17 protein-coding genes and 1 riboswitch are annotated in these 18988 nt (G+C 37.2%); of the genes, 6 read left to right on the top strand and 11 right to left on the bottom strand.

The features are described from left to right. Positions 1-15: 15 nt before the first annotated feature. From I6F65_RS09810 to I6F65_RS09785, 6 genes are all read right to left on the bottom strand, one after another. The gene (locus tag I6F65_RS09810) at positions 16-1134 is read right to left on the bottom strand and encodes a general secretion pathway protein GspB (protein WP_197112684.1); all 1119 of its coding nucleotides are present in this window, start codon (positions 1132-1134) and stop codon (positions 16-18) included. Between the two features lie 11 nt (positions 1135-1145). Next, positions 1146-2063, bottom strand: coding sequence for an ExeA family protein (locus I6F65_RS09805; RefSeq protein WP_166110422.1), 918 nt, complete (start codon positions 2061-2063; stop codon positions 1146-1148). 154 nt (positions 2064-2217) lie between these two features. After that, complete coding sequence (locus I6F65_RS09800) at positions 2218-2736, bottom strand: DUF1566 domain-containing protein (RefSeq protein WP_166110419.1); 519 nt, start codon at positions 2734-2736, stop codon at positions 2218-2220. 9 nt (positions 2737-2745) lie between these two features. After that, positions 2746-4395, bottom strand: a complete 1650-nt coding sequence (locus I6F65_RS09795) for a DUF1566 domain-containing protein (protein ID WP_166110416.1) — start codon at positions 4393-4395, stop codon at positions 2746-2748. Positions 4396-4463: 68 nt separating this feature from the next. After that, a complete protein-coding gene (locus tag I6F65_RS09790) occupies positions 4464-4796 on the bottom strand; it encodes a hypothetical protein (protein ID WP_024611907.1) in 333 nt (110 codons plus the stop codon). A gap of 22 nt (positions 4797-4818) precedes the next feature. After that, entirely contained in the window at positions 4819-5526 is a 708-nt protein-coding gene (locus I6F65_RS09785) for a DUF2982 domain-containing protein (protein ID WP_166110413.1), read from the bottom strand. A gap of 245 nt (positions 5527-5771) precedes the next feature. On the opposite strand from I6F65_RS09785, the gene I6F65_RS09780 reads away from it, so the two are divergent. The 3 genes from I6F65_RS09780 to msrA all read left to right on the top strand — a co-directional run bounded on the left by I6F65_RS09780 (position 5772) and on the right by msrA (position 10548). Next, positions 5772-6824, top strand: coding sequence for an efflux RND transporter periplasmic adaptor subunit (locus I6F65_RS09780; protein ID WP_024611905.1), 1053 nt, complete (start codon positions 5772-5774; stop codon positions 6822-6824). Positions 6825-6827: 3 nt separating this feature from the next. After that, positions 6828-9926 (top strand): efflux RND transporter permease subunit, encoded by a 3099-nt coding sequence (locus I6F65_RS09775; protein WP_197112682.1) that lies wholly within the window; start codon positions 6828-6830, stop codon positions 9924-9926. Between the two features lie 85 nt (positions 9927-10011). Further along, on the top strand, positions 10012-10548 hold the full coding sequence (gene msrA, locus I6F65_RS09770) for a peptide-methionine (S)-S-oxide reductase MsrA (protein WP_024611903.1): 537 nt from the start codon (positions 10012-10014) through the stop codon (positions 10546-10548). Positions 10549-10798: 250 nt separating this feature from the next. Here msrA and I6F65_RS09765 read toward each other — a convergent pair whose 3' ends face one another. Together I6F65_RS09765 and I6F65_RS09760 are read right to left on the bottom strand one after the other, a co-directional pair. Continuing rightward, the gene (locus tag I6F65_RS09765) at positions 10799-12628 is read right to left on the bottom strand and encodes a TonB-dependent receptor (protein WP_197112680.1); all 1830 of its coding nucleotides are present in this window, start codon (positions 12626-12628) and stop codon (positions 10799-10801) included. A gap of 36 nt (positions 12629-12664) precedes the next feature. Further along, positions 12665-12851: riboswitch (cobalamin riboswitch) on the bottom strand. A 326-nt stretch (positions 12852-13177) separates the two neighbouring features. Then, positions 13178-13660 carry a YajQ family cyclic di-GMP-binding protein gene (locus tag I6F65_RS09760; RefSeq protein WP_024611901.1) on the bottom strand — a complete coding sequence of 161 codons (483 nt, stop codon included), beginning with the start codon at positions 13658-13660 and terminating at the stop codon, positions 13178-13180. 152 nt (positions 13661-13812) lie between these two features. Between I6F65_RS09760 and I6F65_RS09755 the strand changes: the two genes are divergently transcribed. After that, a complete protein-coding gene (locus I6F65_RS09755; protein WP_197112678.1) occupies positions 13813-14166 on the top strand; it encodes a VanZ family protein in 354 nt (117 codons plus the stop codon). Next, positions 14159-15061, top strand: a complete 903-nt coding sequence (locus tag I6F65_RS09750) for a ketopantoate reductase family protein (RefSeq protein WP_197112676.1) — start codon at positions 14159-14161, stop codon at positions 15059-15061. Before I6F65_RS09755 ends, I6F65_RS09750 begins: the two co-directional genes overlap by 8 nt. Before the next feature lie 27 nt (positions 15062-15088). Here I6F65_RS09750 and thiI read toward each other — a convergent pair whose 3' ends face one another. Both thiI and I6F65_RS09740 read right to left on the bottom strand, forming a co-directional pair. Continuing rightward, positions 15089-16546: a tRNA uracil 4-sulfurtransferase ThiI gene (thiI, locus tag I6F65_RS09745; RefSeq protein WP_024611898.1), complete on the bottom strand. Its 1458-nt coding sequence runs from the start codon at positions 16544-16546 to the stop codon at positions 15089-15091. A 97-nt stretch (positions 16547-16643) separates the two neighbouring features. After that, a complete protein-coding gene (locus I6F65_RS09740; protein WP_024611897.1) occupies positions 16644-17297 on the bottom strand; it encodes a TetR/AcrR family transcriptional regulator in 654 nt (217 codons plus the stop codon). A gap of 198 nt (positions 17298-17495) precedes the next feature. On the opposite strand from I6F65_RS09740, the gene coaD reads away from it, so the two are divergent. Continuing rightward, complete coding sequence (coaD, locus tag I6F65_RS09735) at positions 17496-17990, top strand: pantetheine-phosphate adenylyltransferase (protein ID WP_024611896.1); 495 nt, start codon at positions 17496-17498, stop codon at positions 17988-17990. Between the two features lie 39 nt (positions 17991-18029). Here the strand turns inward: coaD and I6F65_RS09730 are convergent, their stop codons facing one another. Beyond that, on the bottom strand, positions 18030-18548 hold the full coding sequence (locus I6F65_RS09730; RefSeq protein WP_197112674.1) for a hypothetical protein: 519 nt from the start codon (positions 18546-18548) through the stop codon (positions 18030-18032). Positions 18549-18988 lie beyond the last annotated feature (440 nt).

Raw genomic sequence — 18988 nt, 5'->3', positions numbered from 1 at the left:
GTAGCTCCAACAGTTTTATTCAGGCCAGTCTTGTAAGGCTTTTAAACTAAATTCATACCCATCAAAATCCAGCACACTTTGCTCTGGTGTAATTTCTTGTACTGTAAGCGCTCCAATGCTTTCGCCTTCATGAAGCTCTCGTCCATTAAGTTTTATCCAGCGCTTATCGTTACTCGATGAGTAAATATGTGCTTGATACTTTATTGGCGGCAACATAATTTGTAGTCCATCAGGTAATAACTCTACTGGTCTAACTCTTGATGAATGGTACGTCCCTTGTGTTACTTCATAATCATTTGATTCTTGAGTTTCTTGAACTGCTTGGGCAAATGCATCTTTAAGCTTGTTAGACACTGCATCAAGTTCTGGATCATTTACCATATTTTGTTTATTACTTAACTGACGACCCAATACTTTATATTTGCTCATATCAAGCTGCGCAGATTCTATATTCTGCGGTTGATTATTTTGCGATTGATTATATTGAGGTTGATTATTCTGAGGTTGATTATATTGAAGCTCAGGTACACTTTGAGTTTGCTGCTGATAACTTTGCTGATTAGGGTTAGCTTGGCTATAACCTTGTTGATTAGCCTGAACTGACGAACCATAAGCTTGAGAGTTATAAACTTGTTGATTTCTCGTTGGTGCAACATTGCCTTGGTTAGGCGCCATTGGCATATATTGCCCTTGCGGTGTTAATAACATTTGCTGAACACCATTTGGTGTTTGCACAAAAACTAACTGCCCTTGCAAAGTTTGACTCTTTACTGCTTGCTGAGGTGCTTGCTGCTGAACCGTCTTTTGAGCAACGCCTTGTAAAGGCGACTGAGCATTACTATCTGATTCATCTAAAGCTTTAGATTCTTTTTCAGATGCTACTTTAACAGGCACTGCCTGTATTTTTGTAGTCGTTGTTATATTTTCAACGCTTTCACTTTGTAGCCACTTACCTGTAGCAAAACCACCCGCTACAACAATAAATGCAGCTAAGCTTGTGCCAAAAACTAAAGCAAGCCTACGGTAACGTGTTAAAGCTTGCTGTTGTTTTAACTGTTCCGATTGCAAATCATATTGCTCAGCGCTCATATCTGTTTGTTGCGATTGCTTTAAAGCATCTAATAAATAAGACATAACTAACCCAACTATAATATAAATGAAAGCCCAACACCTGCTGCAAACAAAGCAACAAAGCTAAAGCTATATGATAAAAGCGGCACTGTTTTTTGTGGCGTATTAGTTGAAGCGATAAAATCCATTGGAAGAGATTCTTGAGCTGATTTTTTAATAATATCAATATCAACAATTAATTGTTGCTTAGCAAATGTGCCAACTAAAGCTCGCTCACAAACTAAATTCATAAGCCGAGGAACACCACCAGTTAACTGGTGAACCGCTTGCATAGCATCCAACGAAAATATTCCTTTATCACATCCTGCAATATGTAACCGATGTTTAATGTATGCAATGGTTTGCCCTTGTGTAAGGGGCAGTAAATGATAACGCGCCGTTATTCTTTGAGCGAGTTGTCTCAGTTCATTCCGTTTTAGTAATTCTTGTAGCTCAGGTTGCCCCACTAAAACAATTTGTAATAATTTTTTATGGTCAGTTTCTATATTAGTTAATAAGCGTAACTGTTCTAACACGCCAGGCGCTAGCAGCTGCGCTTCATCAATAATAAGTATGGTGTGCCCACCCGCTTTATTATTTGTCTCGAGGTGCTTTTTTATAATATCCGTAAGGCTTTTAAGCGTTGCATTTTGTGTATCGTAGTTAATATTTAACTCGTCACAAATACTTGCTAACAATTCTAATTCTGAAAGCGCTGGGTTATGGATCATTGCCACTTGCGTGTTTTCAGGTAACTGTTCAAGCATACTTCGGGTAATAGTGGTTTTACCGGTTCCTACTTCACCTGTTAATAATACAAAACCACCGTCCTCCCCTAATCCGTAGGTAAGGTGTGCTAAGGCTTCTTTGTGTCGTTCACTTAAAAATAAATAATGAGGGTTAGGTGAGATGGAAAAAGGTTTTTCATTCAGACCAAAATAGCTTAAATACACCGTGATGTTCCTTCGTAATTAAATCACGGCCTATAATGGCAAAAAAACACGCTCAGTGACAACACTGTGAGTGCTTTATTATTGAAATAACGTAAATTTATGTAAAAGACAAAATACGCAACACAATATTGTGCTGCGCATGAGTAATAAACATTTATTTTTCGTAACGCATTAATCGTAAATACACACTGCTTGTTTTTGCATGCAGGCTATTTAGTCCACTATCAAACTGATACACCCAAGCAGAACTCATATTGCTGACACCTGAAGTATTAGACCAATAATTTTGCAGCTTAGTACCAAAAAACACATTTTCATTAATACTTGGTTCTGTGCAGCTGTGCTCTAAAATACTGGCGAGCTCTTTGATATTAGGTACTTGCCAATCATCATAATCTGCAGTGGTATCATTTAGCGCGCCGCGAAGCGCTTCTTGCCATGTTAACGAGGGCGTTGAGCCATCGCACGCACTTGTTTCACTATTATAAACTTGGCCGTAGCTACAACGCTGCCACATTAAACCTGTTTCGCTATCAGATACTGTGCCATCAGTATTTATAGTAAACTGATCTGTCGGTGTTGTTGTATCAGCGCCGGCATAGCACGTTTGCTCAGCAGCAACATTAAAACTAAAACCCATCGCTGCTATTGTTAATAGTAATTTAAATTTCATAGCTTTCTCCTAACGACTTCTAACTAAACGAACATACGCCGTATTATTTTTTGGATAAGCAAGGTCGTTGCCATCACTCATATCAATAATGTACGCTTGCGATAAGCTTGTACCATCGGCCGCCGTTTGTGAGGTCCAATAACGTAAGTGGTTAAGTGCACTTTCATCTGGTAAATTAGGGAAAAAATCAGTATCTATTAATACACTTTGAGCTTGCTTACCGTAATCAATTAAGCTTAATAGCTCTGTATAAGTAGGGACTCGCCAATTTGTTCCACCACAAAAATCAAGCGCGTTAACTTCATTTACATACGTTTGTATTCCGCAACTAGTGCCATTTGGACAAGTAGTATTAGCAGTACTTGTATCTGTAAATTCAGTGTCGCCTAAATCCCAAAAATAATGGTTTTGACCATCACGCACGGACGTATTTGGTAAAGTCCCAGAATTCACACTTTTCACTTCCCAAACCAACCCGGTCACATTATCACGCACACAACTAAAGGAGTTGCTGTCATCTGAAACCTCATCAGCAAATTCATTTAGCTTTGTGTAATCAAATGCTAAATTACCTTTGCCAACTTTATCTAATCGATTAGCAAAACTATCACGACCAAGCTCTGCATCTTGAGCAGGAAAGTCATCACTGGCACAGTTAATACGCTGTGTATTATTATAACATTCGCCAACACCACTATCATTTATAAGCCCCAGCGCTTTTGGCGATACATCTATAAATAAAGAGTCTGTATCGGTGCGCCCTTTTGAATCAGTTACTGTCACTTCAAAACTCAATATGGTGTCAGTATCAACATCAGAGGCAGTAAATGTAGTTGTACATTGATTGCTGTTACTTAATGTTTCGGCATTACCGGTAAGTTGTTGCCAGCGGCATTGATATGTATCTGTAACGGTTTCACTACTGGTGGCATCTAACGTTACTTGTTCAAACTCTTCAATATCCTGATCTTCACCCGCATTTGCATCCACTAACTCATTTGTTTTATTAAGTGTAATTGAGTATTGGGTACTTGCTTCACCGCCTTCATCATCGGTTACCGTTAACTGCCAAGATAAATTCACATTACTTTCCAATAAAGGATGAGAAAAGCTAAGTGTTGACTCATTAAAACTCGTAATATCTAAATCAGGACCAGATAATAATTGCCAAAAATAGCTATCAATTTGACCATTTTCATCCGGATCATTTGACTCAACACCACTGAGGGTTACGGTATCTTTATATACTGAAGGAAGTGTTTCGGGCAGTGTTTGCGTTATAACCGCAAGGGGCAGTTGATTATTAGAACTTACAGAAATAGAAATATCGTCTGTAACAACGTTACTTCCTGAGCTTTGATAGCTCACCCTTAAAATAATATTGCTATCGGCTTTTATATCAGGAGCCGTAATTGTTTGTTCTGCTCCGTCAAGCGGAAACCCCTCTAAACTAGGACCACTAACTTGCTGCCAAGTAAATGTGCCATTAGCGGGAGAGCCCTGTGCAGTAATGGTGAATTCGGTTTTTTCGATAATTTGTAAATCAATTCCAGCGTTAACAGATGTTTCTACAGCTGTACTATCACTACTACCACCACCGCCTCCACACGCACTAAGTAAACCGCAAGAAATGAGAGGGATTAAAGCAAACGCTTTCATACGCAGCACCTTTTTATGTCAAATAATTACTATAATGTAATTACAAGCAATAAAGATGCCATCAAACATTACATATAAGCATCTTGATGAATACGCACAAACAGCTTTGTTCCTACTTTACTGTAATCTATTTTATATTCGCGCCCATCTAATGCCTGAATAAATAATAATTGTTTTTCTTCACCAAAAATATCGGCACTACTAATATAAACCATTTCGAGGTAGCGCTCTTTTGCGTCGCGTCTATTTTTTGGTAGTTCTTCTTTAAACGGCTCTAAACCATGTTGTGTTACTTTAATTCGAGGATGAATCTCAGAATTTACAATCACTAAATCAAGTTTTTTATCTTTATGTATTATGGTGTTTCTACCACTTTTAATGAAGGATCTTTCTTGGCTCATTACTGTTCCTACTTACCGTAGCTTAATCACCTAGCTCCGATGCTATAAACTGAGAGGGTTCGCGCTTCCATTTATTTAAGTTAGCGCTAAACCCCCAAATATCTGTATCTAAAACACTGGCAGGTAATAACAAATCGTAACCTGTTAATTGTTGAAGATGCTTTGTTCTATTTGCAAACATAGCAATAAGTCCGTTATAGCTAATCCCATTTTGAGATGTATGTTGCGTATCTTCTATTAACCATTCTGATGGGCAATTGCCATTTTTGCAATGTTTTTGAACAACTTGCATAAATAAATGTCGTTGCTCTATGAGTAATTTACCTGCTATACGAGGGGCAATACTTGCTAAAAACTCATCAATATCATTTACTTTCACGCCTACAGCATTTAATTCTAAATACTCAAATCCATCCTCAACTTTAGGGATACCGCTGTGATGAAAATTATGATGAGCCAAGCTCCAATAGCCGTATTTATGCTTATAAACCAGCGAAGATTCGCTAAGCATTAAACTATAAAAAGGTTCTTGAGTTTTTAAAAAACCAACAAAAACAGCCACAATACAAACACTGACTAAAAATATTTCGATGATACTAATTTCGCCAGGGCGTAATAAGTTAAATCCCATTATAAAAATCAATCCGATAGCCCCCGTTATTAATACTTCCATTCCATTACGAGCACCTTGCGCTCTGTATTTAACATTTTGTTTATCTTGATTATCCATGCTGGTAAAACACCATATAAAATACAAACATAATTATAGCCCACAGCACTACTTTTCGAGTTGTTAAACAAACCTTACAGGATGTTTTAAAGTTCATATATTAACCTATTGATATATAAAAAAAGGTACACCCCATAAATATTAATTACTTTTACGCTTAACGCACAAATTAACGAGACACATAACAGCCTTTTTCCGGTCTTATTTCGTACAATACTTACAATTAATTTTCAGGTGTGAAAACGATGTACTCAAGACAATCAGGAAAAGCGCTTTTTCCATTTATTATTGCGTTACTTTTAATATTTAGTGTTTATTTATATTTACCATCAAGCCATGGCAAGCAAGCAGATCCATCTCAAAAATCTACGCAGGTATCTGCGCATACAGTAAGCTCACAAGAAAACGCAGTAATGATTGAAGCAATTGGTAGCGCGCGCGCTAACCAAGCGATTTACATTAATAGTGCGCAAAACGATTATGTCACAGATATTTATTTTAAAGATGGCGACTTAGTCAGTAAAGGTCAAAAGTTAGTTCAATTACAAAATAAGCAAGAACAACTAACCGTTAAAGAACTTAGTATTAACTTACAAGAAGAAAAACGTCAACTTAATCGCTTAACAGAGCTTTCGCGTTCGCAATCAACAGCTAAATCGTTATTAGAGGAGCAGCTCTCTCGCGTTGATGCAACAGAAGCTCAACTAGAAAACGCTAAAACAAAATTAGATGAAATGCTAATCACCGCTCCTTTTTCAGGCCTTCTAGGTAAACGTGAAATATCAATTGGTGCTTACCTTGATAACACAACGGTTATTACAACTCTTGATGACGTTAGCATTATTAAAGTTGATTTTAAAGTTCCTGAAAAATACTTAGCGCAACTTATTATAGGTATGAAAGTATTAACCCAAAATGATGCTTACCCTGGTCAAACCTTTACCGGCAAAGTAACTCATATTAGCTCACGTATTGATTCTGTAACACGCAGCGTAGAAGTAACTGCAAGCTTTGCTAATAAATCAGGTTTGTTACGCCCAGGTATGCTATTAAACACAGCGCTAGAACTAAGCAGTAATCAAGCATTGATGGTGCCAGAAAAAGCAGTTATCCCTTTACAAGATAAACACTATGTATTTCAAATTAAAGACGGTATTGCTAACAGAATTGAAGTGCATGTTTCAGGTCGAAATAATGGCTGGGTTGCTATTGATGAAGGTCTAGCAAGTGGTGAGCAAGTTGTTACTGAAGGGCTGATAAAAATCCGCACTGGAAGTAAAGTAAGCGTTAAGGGGTAATTAGTGAAAATTACCGATACGAGTGTAAAGCGCCCCGTTTTTGCGATTGTAATTAATTTACTTCTTCTTACTTTTGGAATGGTAGCATTTACGATGCTGCCACTACGTGAGTACCCAGACATTGAAACACCAATAGTAAATATTAGTACTGAATACACAGGTGCATCTGCCGAAATTATAGAAACTAAAATAACCCAAATAATTGAAAACCGTATATCGGGTATTGAAGGCATTAAAAGTATTAACTCATCGAGTCAAAATGGTCGTTCCAATATTACTATTGAGTTTGATATTAATCGTGACATAGATGCAGCATCTAACGATGTACGTGAGCGTGTAGCGCGTGCGCTAGACAGCCTGCCAGACCAAGTACGCCCACCTGAAGTATCTAAATCAAATAGTGATGAAAGCCCGATTGTTTGGTTTGTATTAAACAGCGATAAAATGGACTCATTACAGCTATCTGACTATGCACAGCGCTTTATAGTAGACCGCTTAGCGGTTGTTGATGGTGTATCTAATGTGCGCATTGGTGGTGAACGTAAATACGCCATGAAAATTTGGCTAAACCGCCAAGCAATGGCTGCACGAGGCATTACTTCAAGCGATATAGAAAATACATTACGCACTGAAAACGTAGAATTACCAGCCGGTGAAATAGAATCAATCGATCGTGATTTTACAGTACGTACAGCACGTAGTTACAAAGATCAGCGCGACTTTAATAACTTAGTAGTTAAACGAGGTGAAGAAGGTTATTTAGTTCGCTTAGGCGAAGTTGCAGATGTACGTCTAGAAGCTGAAGATGACGAAAGTTTATTTCGCGGTAATGGTCGTAACATGATTGGTTTAGGGATTGTAAAACAAGCCAAAGCCAACACATTAACGGTAGTAGACAATGCCCGTAGTGAGCTCGAAAAAATAAAACGCAATTTGCCAGAAGGCACAACGATTCAAGATAGTTACGACTCATCTGTATTTATTAAAGAATCAATAAGTGAAGTATATAGCACCCTTGCCGTTTCGATGGGATTGGTAGTTTTAGTTATATTTTTGTTTTTAGGTAATATACGAGCAACACTTATTCCTGCGGTAACCGTACCTGTAGCGTTAGTTAGTAGCTTTATGTTTTTACTAGCCATGGGTTACTCAATCAACCTACTTACTCTACTTGCCTTAGTGCTTGCCATTGGTTTAGTTGTTGATGATGCGATTGTAATGCTTGAAAACATTCACCGACGTATCGAATTAGGCGAGCCACCACTACTTGCTGCATACAGAGGCGCACGCGAAGTGGGCTTTGCAATTGTAGCAACTACCCTTGTGCTTATATCGGTATTTGTACCATTGGTATTTATGGATGGTCGTATTGGTGCGTTATTTACTGAGTTTGCAATGGCGGTGAGTGCCGCTGTATTTTTCTCAAGTGTTACGGCACTAACACTTGCACCTGCGTTGTGTTCTAAAGTATTGAAAGTATCTGATAAGCCAAATAAATTTAGCCAATGGATGGACCGTCAATTTACCAAAATAGAATCAAGCTACCGTAATTCACTTACCACTAACATGACCCGTAAATGGGGCTTAATGGTCAGCCTATTACTTGCAGGATTTGTAAGTTACTCACTATTTTTACAAGTTCCATCTGAACTCACACCTAAAGAAGACCGTGGTACTTTCTTCATACTAATGAATGGTCCTGAAGGTGCTAGTTACGAAAACAACGCGGCTAACATGGCTAAAATTGAAGAACGCCTTATTCCCTACTCTGAAGCTGGCGAATTAAGCCGTGTGCTTGTTCGAGTTCCTGGCTTTGGTAGCAGTGGCGGCGTAGCTATTGTTGGTATGGCAGATTGGGATAAACGCAAACGTTCAACATGGGAAGTAATGGACGAAATAAGCGGTAAAATGCAAGAAGTTACTGACGTACGCGCATTTGCAATTATGCGACGCGGCATTGGCGGTAGAGGTATATCTCAGCCTCTTGAATTTGTACTGCAAGGTAACGACTATGATCAACTTGCCGATTGGCGCGACCGTATTATTAAACGTGCAGAACAAAACCCAGGCTTGCTAAAACTAGACCACGACTACAAAGAAACCTTCCCGCAGTTTTTAGTCAGTATTGATAAAAACAAAGCGGCTGATTTAGGTGTATCTGTATCAGATGTTGGCACAACGCTTGAAACAATGTTGGGTCAGCGCCGTGTTACTACCTTTATTGACCGTGGCGAAGAGTACGATGTAATTTTAAAGGGTACAAAAGAAGACTTTACGAACCCTACTGACATTTCAAATATTTATCTTAAATCTCGTAGCGGCGAACTCGTGCCACTTGATAGTCTTATTAGTTTAAAAGAAGAAGCAACTGCATCACGTTTAAACCGTTATAACCGTATGCGTGCAATTACACTTAGTGCTAATTTAGCCGAAGGCTATACATTAGAACAAGCACTTAACTTTTTAAATGAAGTAGCTGCGGAGGAAAACGACATTGATGGTGCAATAGATTACAAAGGCGAATCGCAGTTATATTACGAAGGTGCTTCAGCAATGACCTACGTATTTATACTTGCTCTAACGGTTACCTTTTTAGTACTTGCTGCGCAGTTTGAAAGCTTTATGCACCCATTTGTGATTATGCTTACTGTACCGCTTGGTTTGATGGGCGCTATGTTCGGACTTTGGGCTACAGGGCTTACTCTTAATATTTACAGCCAAATAGGTATTGTAATGCTCATAGGGTTAAGTGCTAAAAACGGTATACTCATAGTCGAATTTACTAACCAGTTACGCGATAAAGGCATTGAGTTTAGTGAAGCAATATTACAAGCGGCTACTCAACGTTTGCGTCCAATTATTATGACTTCACTAACAACGGTAATGAGCTCTGTACCATTAGTACTCGCTTCAGGTCCTGGCGCTGAAAGTCGTATGGTAATTGGTGTTGTAATATTCACCGGTGTGGTTGTATCCACTTTACTTACTCTTTTTGTAGTGCCTGCTGCTTATTATGCATTGGCGCGTAATACGCAATCACCAGAGTTTTTACAGCAAAAACTCGACAAGCAAGCCACAGAAAAACCTTTAGAAGAGATCTAACCTTCGTATAGCGCCGTAACCTTGTTGTTGCGGCGTATACAATTTATGCTCTGCATAACCCTTCTACATATTTTTAGGAATACTTATGAGCTCAACAACGCAAGTGGCAACATTTGGTGGCGGCTGTTTTTGGTGTATAGATGCTGCATTTAGACGTGTAAATGGTGTATTAAATGTAAGCTCTGGTTACACAGGTGGAAATACAGATACTCCTACCTACAAATCAGTGTGTTCTGGCACCACAGGTCATGCAGAAGTAGTTAAAGTTGAATTTGATAGCTCAGTTGTTACTTATGAGACTCTACTCGCTATGTTTTTTACTTTGCATGATGCAACCCAGCTAAATAAACAAGGTAACGATGTAGGTACGCAATACAGAAGCGTTGTTTATTACCATGATGAAATCCAACTAAAACAAACTAACGAAATGATAGCTCAACTACAAAGCCATGTAACTGAAGCTATTGTGACAGAAATCAGCCCTGCTACTATTTATTACCCAGCAGAGCATTATCATCAAGATTACTATAACGAAAACCCAGAGCAAGGTTACTGTAGTATTTTGATTGCACCTAAACTGCACAAGTTTGAAACTGTATTTAAAGAGTTTTTAACTGATTAATACCAATCTGCATAAATATAGGAGCTATTTAAGGATAATAATATTGCGCTCTAACTAGACAAAGAATTTTATATTTAGTGGTTCTAAATAAAAAATTTTAACGACGTTAGCGTGTGATTTAACCCGTTAAATTGTTTAGAGGTTTATGCAGGTTGATATAACTTAAAAATAAACAGCAAAAAGCCCGGTAACTTTCCGGGCTTTTGTTTTTTTTCAACTTAGTTTAATAATATTTAATTATTAAACATTATTAAAACTGGTAGCTAGCACCCGCAAAAAAGCGGCGCTCTGGCGTGTTGTAGTAATATATTTCGCCTGTTGTAAAGTCAGCGTTAGAGTCAACCGCGTTGTACTCTTTATCAAATAAGTTCTCTACACGAAGCGAAACCTCAATGTGCTCATTTACTTGATAATTGCCCGCTAGGTCCCAAAGTGTGTAAGAGCCTAAGCGCGTTACAGTACCCTCTCGGTCACTGCGATATTGCATATCTAAGCTTGCGTCAAAAGCACCAAACTGTTTTGCAACTTCCCAATTAAAAGTACGTTTAGCAACATTACGTAACTCAGCTCCCGTTTCTTTGTCCTCGGCGCTTAAGTAGGCAAAATTAAGGTTACTATCAAAACCAAATATTTGCTGTGACAGGCTAAACTCAACCCCTTCGTAGCGTGCTTCATTTAAGTTGATAGGAAAAAAGTTAGAATCTAAAGATATTTTATCTTCAATATCATTTCTAAAAATAGCAACGTCAACACTTGCTATATCAAAATCTACATTTAACCCAATCTCTCGATTTAATGATTTTTCAGGCTCTAAATCAGGATTAGATGAAGGTGGAAAACCAGGAAAAGCTGGAAAGTATAAATCGTTAAATGTAGGCGCTTTAAAACCAGTGCTTTGGCTTATGCGGAACGTGGCGTCTTCAGATAAATGGTAACCCGCAGCGGCTGTATATGTTGTTTCGTCACCAAACTGCTCATCATCGTCTTGGCGAATTGTTAAATTAGCTAACACTTTTTCAGCATTGTAATAAGCACCAACAAATACTGCCAATACATCACGTTCTTGCATATCATACTGCGTTGAACTGTGCGATACATCATCGTTGTACCAGTTAACACCACCGCTAATACTAAGCTCTTCTGATAATATATATTGACCGTTATAATCTAATTGCACACGCTTAGTTATAAAATCACTCACACCAAATGATGCGGTATCTTGTGAGTCATCTGTTGAAATAGCAATATCAATGCTGTGCATTTGATTTGTGTAGCTTTTATTCCAACCAGCAGAAAGTTGATAATTTTTAAAGTCCCCTCGCTCAATATTGCTATCGGCTGAACTAAATCGGCTATCGTAATCTGCAAAACCTTCGCTGTATTGACCTAACACTTTAAAGTCGCCGTAGTGTGTATCGCTGTAATTTACTTTAAAACCAAGGTTTTTATTTTCATAGCCATCTTCATCGGGTGCTACACCTTGCAGTGCATCAAAGCCATCTGTTTTTTCAAAACCTGCATTAAACGCAGTAGTAACATCGCCTGACTTTACAGAACCAGCTACCTGATAATCTTGATAAGCATCTGAGCCAAACGTAGCACTTACAGATAAATTATCAGACTCTCGCGTTATAATGTTTATAACACCAGCCAATGCATCAGAGCCATAAACAGCTGCGCGTGAACCTTTAATAATTTCAATACGCTCAATACTATTTAGCGGCACATTACTTAACGCTTTTTGACCAAGTGTTGCAGAACCCGTTCGCACACCGTCAATCAAAATTAACGTATCGCCAGAGCCAGTACCACGAAGTGACACACCTGTATTTTGACCAAAACCACCGTTTGGATTAACCTGAAAACCAACCTGCTTGCTTAATAATGTTGGTAGATCACGTACGTTGCTTGCTTCTATTTCAGCACGCTCAATAACATTTACACTTGCTAAAACGTCATTGATTGATTGCTCAAATTTATTAGCTGTAACGGTTATTTTTTCAATTGATTGTTCTGTACCAGACACAGAAAATGAAAGCACAGCAGAAATTGCAACGCCTAGAGTTGTTTTGTTTAACATGATGTCCCCTACCTTTGCCCACCGCAAAGATTTAAGTAAGTAAGATTGTATCAAGGCCGGTCTCCGGACTCAGTAAACACCTATTAATATGTGTTAATACTTTACCGTTGCGGGGGCAGTGTTGGGATTGTTATTTGAATAAAACGCACCAACTTCCCGATTATCTAGCTAGACAATTCACTGTGTGAAGCATCTATTAAGCACCTTGAAAATATTTCGCTATTGTGAGTATTTTGTTTACAAATGTCAATGGACGTCTATATAGCCAAAGTCAACTAAAGTATATTAGATCACATTTTTATAGATGATGTTTGTTACGAATTTATATTAAGCTAATAACTTTTTGTAACTTAAGGTTGGGCTTCATACATTTTAATCTTTTTATAAAAAACACGCTTAGTCATTATGTTAGGTGATATCAAAATATAATGTATGAGAAGAAGTGGTGATTTTAGAAGTAAAAAGAGCTTCAATCGCTATGTACTAAATACATAAAACGATTGAAGCAAAGCATATAAACCAAATAGTTTATGCTTAAAATGTAGCGTATTAATCGCGGAAGTTTTTAAACTGGAAAGGTTGTCCTAAATCAGCACTACGAACTACTTGCATTGCTTCTTGAAGATCGTCACGCTTTTTACCTGTTACGCGAACTTCTTCACCTTGAATGGCTGCTTGTACTTTAACCTTCGAATCTTTAATGGCTTTAACTACCTTTTTAGCCATGTCTTTTTCGATGCCCTGCTTTAAGCCTACATTACGAAAAACATTTTTACCTGCACGGCTAATATCTTGAAGTTCTAAGCTTGATACATCCATACCACGCTTAGATATTTTGTTAGCCAAAATATCAAATAATTGCATAACCTGAGAATCAGCTTCAGCTTTAAGCTTAATTGTTTTATCGTTTAGCTCAATAGATGCGTCAACGCCTCTAAAGTCAAAGCGAGTTTCTAGCTCACGGTTTGCGTTATCAACTGCGTTTTTAGCTTCGTTCATTTCTACTTCAGATACAATATCAAATGAAGGCATTGGTTTGCTCCTAACTATTTAATCTTAATTTTATGCCGCAATTATAACGCTAAAATTATAAATCTTTACATTTTTCTGCATCTTGTTCAGGTGCGATACTAAATTAGTTTGATATACTTAAGTTTCTTTTTTAAGCGATTTTAGGATTTGTCGTGACAAGGCGTGTTTATCAAGCAATTTTTTTAGTCAGTATCGTAGCGTTTACCTTTTTATTTGCCAAAGAAGTAAAAGGTAGTGTTGTAAACTTATTTCCTCATGTTGATAAAGTAGCTCATTTTGGGATTTTTTTTATACTTGCCATAATAATGGATAAAGCATTTAAAATACCTTTGTATGTGCAAATACTTTTATTAGCTGGCTATGGCGCTTCAATAGAAATAATGCAAGATACCCTTCCTTATAGACAAGCATCTCTAGGTGATTTTTTTGCTGATTTTGCAGGTGCAGCAAGCTACTTTTTAATTAAAGCTATTTTTATTACTCGCAAAAAGAACCCATATGACTAATATTCTTGTAGTAGGTGATGGTGCGATAGGCTTATTATTTAGCCATTTTTTAAGCGCACAGCATAATGTAAATGTTTTAACACGTAAAAATACCAATAACACACGCTTTTATAGCCGAGATGGCTACGCTTCAAAAAAAATAAATGCTCATTTTGTTTCGTTAAATCAACTAAATAGTTTAGCGGAATTTGATATAATTTTATTTACCGTTAAGGCTTTTCAGGTGCAAAGTGCATTTGAACAAGTCAGACCTTTTTTATCAAAGCATACTAGCGTAATACTCTCGCACAACGGTATGGGAAATGTTAAAACGCTAAACAATCAGCTAAGTAATCATCAAGCACTATACTTTTTAACCACGACTATGGCTGGTTTTAAATCAAATCAATATATTGTGCAGCATACTGGTGATGGGCAGAGTGTTATTGGTGGGTGTAATGAATTAGCACTTAAAAATGCAGCAGATATAACCGAGCTATTAAAAGAAATTCCTCGCTTAACTGTAACTAACAACATTCAACAATTACGTTTTGAAAAGTTGATGGTTAACATTGCAATTAATCCGCTTAGTGCTTTGCATAATGTTAAAAACGGTGAGTTACGTGCGCCTCAATACAACTCAACCATTATTAACTTATTAACTGAAGCATGTAACATAGCTAAAGCACAAAACCTCAATATAACTTTAATTAACGCACTTACAACTGCTTATAAAGTAATGACCCTCACCTCAGAAAACTACTCTTCAATGCAACAAGACGCAGCTCATAATAGATCAACAGAAATAATGGCAATTTGTGGTTATATTAGCGAGCAAGGTAAGCTCTATAATATTAAAACACCATATAACGATGATCTACTTGCTAAAATGCAGGCAAAAAAAAGCGTGGTCTAAACCACGCTTATAAAATTTAACTCAACTTTACGGGCGATACACCTTTACAGTTTCAAAGCCTTGCTCGTGTAGCATAAGCGCTTGTAGTTGGCTCATTACACCTCTATCGCAATACAAGTAGTAGTCAGTGTTTTTTGGTAAGTCACCAAACTTAGTCGCTAAACGAAAAAACGGTAAGTGCACAACTTCAATACCGTCAATCTCAAGAGGCGAGGCTTCTTCTTCCTCTTGTGAACGAATATCAACAACAACAGACCCTACTGGTAAATCTGCGACTGATTCAGCTTCTTTTAATTCTTGTTTAGCTTCAACGTCAATATCGCGTACATCCATGATGCGCGCGTTATTTACAACAGTATCAAGCACATCAAAGTCAAACTTCTCTTCTTCACCAAGAATAACGTCAATTTTAGCTTTAACTGTTGGTTTTTTAGAAATTACACCACAGTACTCAGGCATCGTTTCAGCCATTTCAGCTGTGCCAATTTGGCGAGCAATATTAATAATTTCTTGTTTATCATGTTGAATAAGTGGGCGCAAAATAAGCGTTTCGGTTACACGGTCAATCACGCTTAAGTTCGCTAATGTTTGACTAGATACCTGACCAATACTTTCACCAGTGACAAGTGCTTGAATATTTAACTTTTGCGCTACAACACTACCTGCGCGCATCATCATACGTTTAAGTACTACACCCATTTGGCTGTTTTCAACGTTTTCGAGGATTTCTGCCACTACAGGTTCAAAATCAACAGTTACAAACTTAACTTTATGAGTTGAACTGTACTTTTTCCATAAGTAATAACTTGCTTGTTTAACACCAATTTCGTGTGCCGCGCCACCTAAATTAAAGAATAAAAAGTGTGTACGTGCACCTTTACGGATCATTTGATAACTGGCTACACCCGAGTCAAAACCACCCGACATAAGCGACAGTACATCTTCTTGAGTTGGTAACGGGAAGCCTGCCATGCCGTAATGTGTTTGCGAAACGATGTAAGCTTTATCGTCTTTTATCTCTAGGCGTATTGTTACTTCTGGGTGGCTAAGCTTCACACTTGCGCCTTCAATATGCTGGTTTAAACCACCTCCAACATAACGCTCCAAATCAGTAGACGTAAAATCATGTTGCCCAATACGCTTTGCACGTACGCAAAATGTTTTACCTATAATTGTATGCCCAACTAGCGCTATTGTTTTTTGGTAAATATCATCAAGAGTTTCAAATTGTGTTTCAGTTACTTCAATAAACTGAACAATGCCAGGTATGCGCTTAAGGCTGTCGATAAAATCAAGACGAACTTGTGGATCTTCAATTTTGGTTACAACTGAGATGTTGTCCCAGTTATTTCTTACTTGTACTTTTTCGTCAACACGGCGTAATACAATTTTAATGTTATTTTCTAACACTTTAGTAAAGCGTTTACGTACCGAACGGCTTTTAATGGCTATTTCAGGATGTAGTTTGACGATAAATTTAAGCATAGTTCACTCTTAGACTGCGGGAATTCGCGCTCCCAGGCATTTGGCGCGCGATTATAGCAAAAAATTCAGCGTCTAGGAAATAGCCAAAAGGCAGTTGTTATACAACCGCTGAAGCTTGTTGTGCTAATTCTGTGTATTTTTCTCGTAATAGATTCATTTTATCGATACTTTTATCCGTGCTGTACGCCCTAAATAGCGTAAGTACTTTTAAAATACCATGATATATATCTTGCTCGGCTAGTGTGCCACTTGGTCTACGCGCTTTAATGTAAGGCGTCCAAAAGCTAACCGTTAATTTTAAGGTATGTGCTAATTCAATTACATCTTGCTCATCAATAGCAATCATTTCACTATCGCGTAAGCCAATAATTATTTTGCGTACTTGCTCTAATAGCTCAAGCTGAAAATCAATATAGGCTTGCTTTAAATCACTGTCTCTGGAGAGTATGTCGCCAAGGTTGTCGTAAAAAAAATGATAGCGCCACATCAATTCAAATAACGAATCTAGGTAAGCGGTTAAATGACTAAAAGCATCGTCATCTTTATTAATTGGCTTAAAGTGTGTACTTAGGTGCTCGCGGTAAAGCGCAAAAATATGACGGATAATGTCTTCTTTATTTTTAAAATGATAGTAAAGATTACCCGGGCTCATCCCTAAATGTGATGCAATATGATTAGTTGATATTGCACGTTCACCTTGCTCATTAAATAGCGAAATACTGGTGTGTATTATTTTATCCTTGGTATTCATATGCTAACACTCTAATTATCTTATGGACTACATTACACTTATAACAAGCTATGCAGTATAAACAAATATTTACCATTAAAACACTCTAACACTATTTCCCACCCTTTAGCGTATTAGTAAAACACCTGTTTTTTAGCAAAGCTGATTTGTGTAAAAAACACTGTTAGACTAGCGAAAAAATAATAGATAGTGAACTTTATGAACATTACTGCAATTTATCCAGGTACTTTTGACCCGCTTACAAATGGCCATACCGATCTTATTCAGCGTGCTGCAAAAATGTTTGATACCGTGCTAGTCGCTATTGCACATAATCCGAGTAAAAAGCCCTGCTTTAGCCTTGAAGAACGTGTTGAACTTGCAAACAGTATTTTAAGCCACTTAGATAATGTTAAAGTAATTGGTTTTTCAGGTCTGCTCGCTGATTTAGCAAAAGAGCATAGCGCCAATGTTTTAATTCGTGGAATTAGAGCTGTATCTGACTTTGACTACGAATTTCAATTAGCTAATATGAATCGCCGCCTAAATCCGGATTTAGAAAGTGTATTTTTAACACCTGCAGAGCGAAACTCATTTATTTCATCAACGCTCGTTAAAGAAGTAGCCCGCCACAATGGGGATGTTAGTGAGTTTGTAGATCCTATAATAGTCAAAGCGCTTAAAACTAAACTTGGTGATGGCGCCAGTAATTAGATTGCACTCTTACCTTACATTAGCGTATAAAAATATACGCTAATTCGTTTTTGTAACAAAACTAGGTTTTAGCTTTTTGATTAGCCATACTAATTTTAACAAGTCTTTGTTTATAATAAGTACAAGTGCCATGGTAAAATCGATAAAATACATACCAAAGACATAGACCGTCCAAAACCACCAATAGTAGCGTGTTTCAGCAATTACAATGTCGTAATGCATACCTAAAAACAAGAATGCGTTGATAGAAAGACCTACAATTAAGTAGTAAAAAGCAGTTGGTACTGTTTTTTCATATGCAAATAACCAAAGCAGTAAAATACCAATGGTAACAAAGTCATAATAAAAGTAATTTAAATGAGGGGTTGCAGTACTTGTATCCATAAACAGGCTAGAAATATACGATACCAACATTATAAGTGACAAATGAACTCTGCTTTTATCAACTTTATTTATACTAGCAGACAAGTTATATAAAAATGCAATTAAGATAAACCAAGTAAATAGTATGCCTACATTGGACCCTAAATCAACAATTCTCCAAAGTATGTCAGCCATTAACTTTTCCCTTAACAGTACTATTTATTAGCCATTTTTTAGCCATGTCTAAACCCAAGAAATCTTTGTTTATAAAGAATATAGCTATCATCAAAAAATCCACAGTGTTTACACCTAATATATATACCCACCATAACCACCAAAATTCATCGTTATACAAAACTTCATAATCAATATACATCGCAAAAAAAAGAGACATGTTTATAGATAAACCAATTATCAAATAAATTGAAATTATATTTTTTTTGATATAAAAAGTAAAAAAACAATACTTAAAAAAGTAAGTAAATCAAATAAGAAAAATTCGAAGTAGGTAATAGTCCCAGGGCAAGAGCATGAAAAAACACTATAAATTCAATACCTTTTCAAGATAAGCTGTACTGCGCATCGCTTTCTTCTGCTTTGCTGGCATACCTTTACTAAAACTGGTTTCAGCCTTT

It is taken from the genome of Pseudoalteromonas sp. SWXJZ94C (genome assembly GCF_015864385.1).
In the GTDB taxonomy this organism is placed as follows: Bacteria; Pseudomonadota; Gammaproteobacteria; order Enterobacterales; family Alteromonadaceae; genus Pseudoalteromonas.
Note: the sequence above shows the minus strand (reverse complement) of the source record. Positions and strands in the feature narration are given on the sequence as shown.